This window comes from Lacinutrix sp. (genome assembly GCF_023299985.1).
Lineage (GTDB): Bacteria > Bacteroidota > Bacteroidia > Flavobacteriales > Flavobacteriaceae > Lacinutrix.
The window spans coordinates 1-3,900 of the sequence record NZ_JALZVX010000187.1; the positions used below are offsets into that span (position 1 = coordinate 1).

Consider the following 3,900-nt stretch of genomic DNA (forward strand, 5'->3'; position numbering starts at 1 on the left):
ATTGGTGATCCAAAATACGATAACAATCCAAGTGCAAAAGTAAGACCCGAACAAGGTTTATTAAAGCTTAGAAAAGAATTAGGTTTGTTCGCTAACATAAGACCTGTAAAGGCTTACAATTCGCTTTTAGATAAATCACCTTTAAAAACGGAGATTATAAAAGGCACAGATATTAGCATCTATAGAGAACTTACAGGTGGTATATATTTTGGTGAAAAGAAACTGAGCGAAGATGGAAATACAGCTTCAGATTTATGCGAATATTCTCGCGAAGAAATTGAGCGTATTGCGCATTTAGCATTTAAAGCTGCACAAAGCAGAAGCAAAAAAGTAACATTAGTAGATAAAGCAAATGTGTTAGAGACATCGCGTTTATGGCGAAAAGTAGTTACAGAGTTAGCAACGCAATATCCAGATGTTGCTCTTGATTTCTTGTTTGTAGATAATGCCGCAATGCAAATAATATTAAACCCAAAACAGTTTGATGTTATTTTAACCGAAAACCTATTTGGTGACGTTATTAGCGACGAAGCTAGTGTTATTGGTGGATCTATAGGTTTATTAGCTTCAGCTTCAGTTGGAAATAAACATGCAATGTTCGAACCTATTCATGGTTCTTATCCGCAAGCAACTGGAAAAGGCATTGCAAATCCTGTGGCTTCAATTTTAAGTGCTGCTATGTTGTTAGAGCATTTTGAATTACATGAAGAAGCAGATTTAATTAGGCAAAGTGTAGATAAATCTTTAAAATTAAACGTAACCACTCCAGATTTAAACACCATTTACGATAACATTTCGACCTCTAAAGTTGGCGATTTTATTGTAGATTTTATTAGCAACCCAAAAGATTCGAATCTTAACTTTACAAATATCCACTTAGGTCAATCTACAATTATCTAAGAAATAGTTTAAAAACAAATAACGAAAAGTATATATATTAAAGGCTTTTGTTTGAGTATTCTCAAATAAAAAGGGATTAAGACGTAAATATGTAATTCGCTTAAAATTCTTATTTATTCAAGAAATACTTCAGTACTTTTAGATTGAATTTTATAATAAAACAATGTCTACACAGCCAAAACTTACGAGATTTAATCAAAATGTATTATCGAAGTATCAAATATACAATAGTATATTTATGACACTTCCTTTTGATACAATCACGAAAACTGGTGCACTTTTGCCACTTTTTCACGAGACTTGCCAAAACGGATTTACCAATCAAGACAACCCAACAACCATAGTTGAACGTTTTTTTGAGAAGTACCAAAGTAGTCGTTCTGCCGAAAGCCAGACAGATTTATTATTCAAATTTATTCAATATATAGAACGTCAAGTCGTACTGTTCGATGCTATCGAAGATGCTGCATTTCCTATGGTTAACAACATGGATGGTATTGGAACTTTAAGGAGTTTAAAAGAAACCGCTACTGCAGAAAACAAACTAGAAACGCTAAAAAAATATCTCGAGGAATTTAAAGTACGTATCGTTTTAACAGCGCATCCTACTCAATTTTATCCAGGCTCTGTTTTAGGTATTATTACAGATTTAACCGAAGCAATTCGTGAAAACGATTTACTTAGAATTAACGATTTACTTGCGCAATTAGGAAAAACACCATTTTTTAAGCACGAAAAACCATCACCTTATGATGAAGCAGTAAGCTTAATTTGGTATTTGGAAAATGTATTTTACAAATCTTTTGGAGCTATTTACGATTACATACAACAAAACATTTTTGAAGGTGAACATATAGATAATGACATTATAAATATTGGCTTTTGGCCAGGAGGCGACAGAGATGGAAATCCGTTTGTAACTCCAGAAATAACATTAAAAGTTGCTAATAGATTACGCGAAACTATTATTAAAAATTACTATCGTGACATTAGAAAACTAAAAAGGAAACTAACTTTTAATGATGTTGAAGACAGAATAACTGCATTAGAACGTGAGCTTTACAAAACAATTACTAACGAAAAATCTACGTTAACCGTAGAATCTTTTTCTTCAGAATTAAAAGCAATAAAACAGATTATTATAAACAAACACCAATCGCTTTATGTAAATGAAGTAAATAGTTTGTTAAATAAAATTCACCTATTCGGATTTCATTTTGCTAATCTTGATATTCGTCAAGACAGTAGAAAACATGAACAGTTTTTTAATGAAATGGTAAACACTTTAATAGAAAGCGGCAATACTATATTCCCGAAAAATTATCACGATTTATCAGAAAACGAACAAGTAGAATTACTATCTAAAGTTGAAGGTAAAGTAGATTTATCTCTAATTAAAGATGAAGAAACTTTAAAGGCTTTAAAAACAATGAAAGCTTTAAAAACAATTCAAGATAATAATGGTGAAAAGGCTGCAAATCGCTACATAATTAGCAATAACCAAACAACTTTACATGTTATGCAATTGTTTGCGATGCTAAAACTAGTAGCATTTCAAGACAAATTAACTGTTGATGTTGGTCCTTTATTTGAAACGATTACCGATTTAGAAAATGCACCTGCAGTAATGAAGGAATTATACACTAATCCAGAATATGCGGAACATTTAAAAGCTAGAGGCAATAAGCAAACTATTATGCTTGGTTTTAGTGATGGCACAAAAGATGGTGGTTATTTAATGGCAAATTGGGCTATTTATAAAGCAAAAGAAAATCTAACAACCATTTCTAGACAATATGGAATTACCGTAATTTTCTTTGATGGTCGTGGTGGACCTCCTGCTCGAGGTGGTGGAAAAACACATAATTTCTACGCCTCTCTTGGACCAACTATTGAAGATAAAGAAGTACAATTAACTATTCAAGGTCAAACTATTAGTTCAAATTTTGGAACATTAGATTCGTCGCAATACAACTTAGAACAACTTATTAGTTCTGGTATTTACAATAGTTTAAGCGATAAAGATTTAAGCATGCTTCCTGAAAACAGAGAAGTAATGACCGATTTATCTGAGCGTAGCTACAAAGCCTATTCAGCTTTTAAAGCACATCCTAAATTTATTTCTTATTTAGAGCACATGAGCACTTTAAAATATTATGCAAAAACAAATATTGGAAGTCGTCCTTCTAAACGTGGAAAAGCAGAAGGCTTGGTATTCGAAGACTTAAGAGCCATTCCTTTTGTAGGTTCTTGGAGCCAATTAAAGCAAAACGTGCCAGGATTTTTTGGTGTTGGTACTGCTTTAAAACATTATGAAGACACTAACGCTTTTGAAAAAGTACAGAAACTGTTTCAAACGTCGGATTTCTTTAAAACATTAATAGAAAATAGTATGATGTCTTTGTCTAAATCGTTTTTCGATTTAACAAAATACATGAGTGAAGATCCTGAGTATGGCGAATTTTGGAATGTTATTTATAACGAATACAAAACATCTAAACGTTTGCTTTTAAAGCTTACTGGCTATAAAGAATTAATGCAAGAAGAACCAGCAGGAAGTGCATCTATTGCTGTTAGAGAATCTATAGTTTTACCACTATTAACAATCCAGCAATATGCTTTAAAAAAAATACAAGAACTAGAAAAAGCAGAAGTTAAAGACGAAGCGCAAATTAAAGTTTACGAGAAACTAGTAACACGTTCGTTATTTGGTAATATTAATGCGAGTAGAAATTCAGCTTAAGGTACTATCTGTCATTTCTGCGTAGGCAGGAATCTATTTTTAAATTTTACATAAAAAAACCTCGAAATACAATGTTTCGAGGTTTTTCAATATAACTAATTTAACTTTTAATGTTCATTCAATCTAAAATCTGGATAAGCATCCATACCATGTTCATGAGCATCAAGCCCTTCTAATTCTTCTCTTTCAGAAACTCTAATACCAACTGTTTTCTTCATTATAAAAATAATTAAAAATGAAGATATTATACATATTGC

At 31.7% G+C, this 3,900-nt stretch carries 2 protein-coding genes and 1 pseudogene; 2 read left to right on the top strand and 1 reads right to left on the bottom strand.

The features are described from left to right. Nucleotides 1–900: 3-isopropylmalate dehydrogenase (leuB, locus tag Q0C58_RS10150; RefSeq protein WP_290700920.1), on the top strand; the 900-nt coding region annotated here is incomplete at its 5' end. Between the two features lie 163 nt (nucleotides 901–1,063). Then, nucleotides 1,064–3,643 (top strand): phosphoenolpyruvate carboxylase, encoded by a 2,580-nt coding sequence (locus tag Q0C58_RS10155; RefSeq protein WP_290700923.1) that lies wholly within the window; start codon nucleotides 1,064–1,066, stop codon nucleotides 3,641–3,643. Nucleotides 3,644–3,750: 107 nt separating this feature from the next. On the opposite strand, the pseudogene Q0C58_RS10160 reads toward Q0C58_RS10155, so the two are convergent. Beyond that, nucleotides 3,751–3,900 (bottom strand): annotated as a pseudogene (locus tag Q0C58_RS10160) (ammonium transporter); the annotation flags it as partial.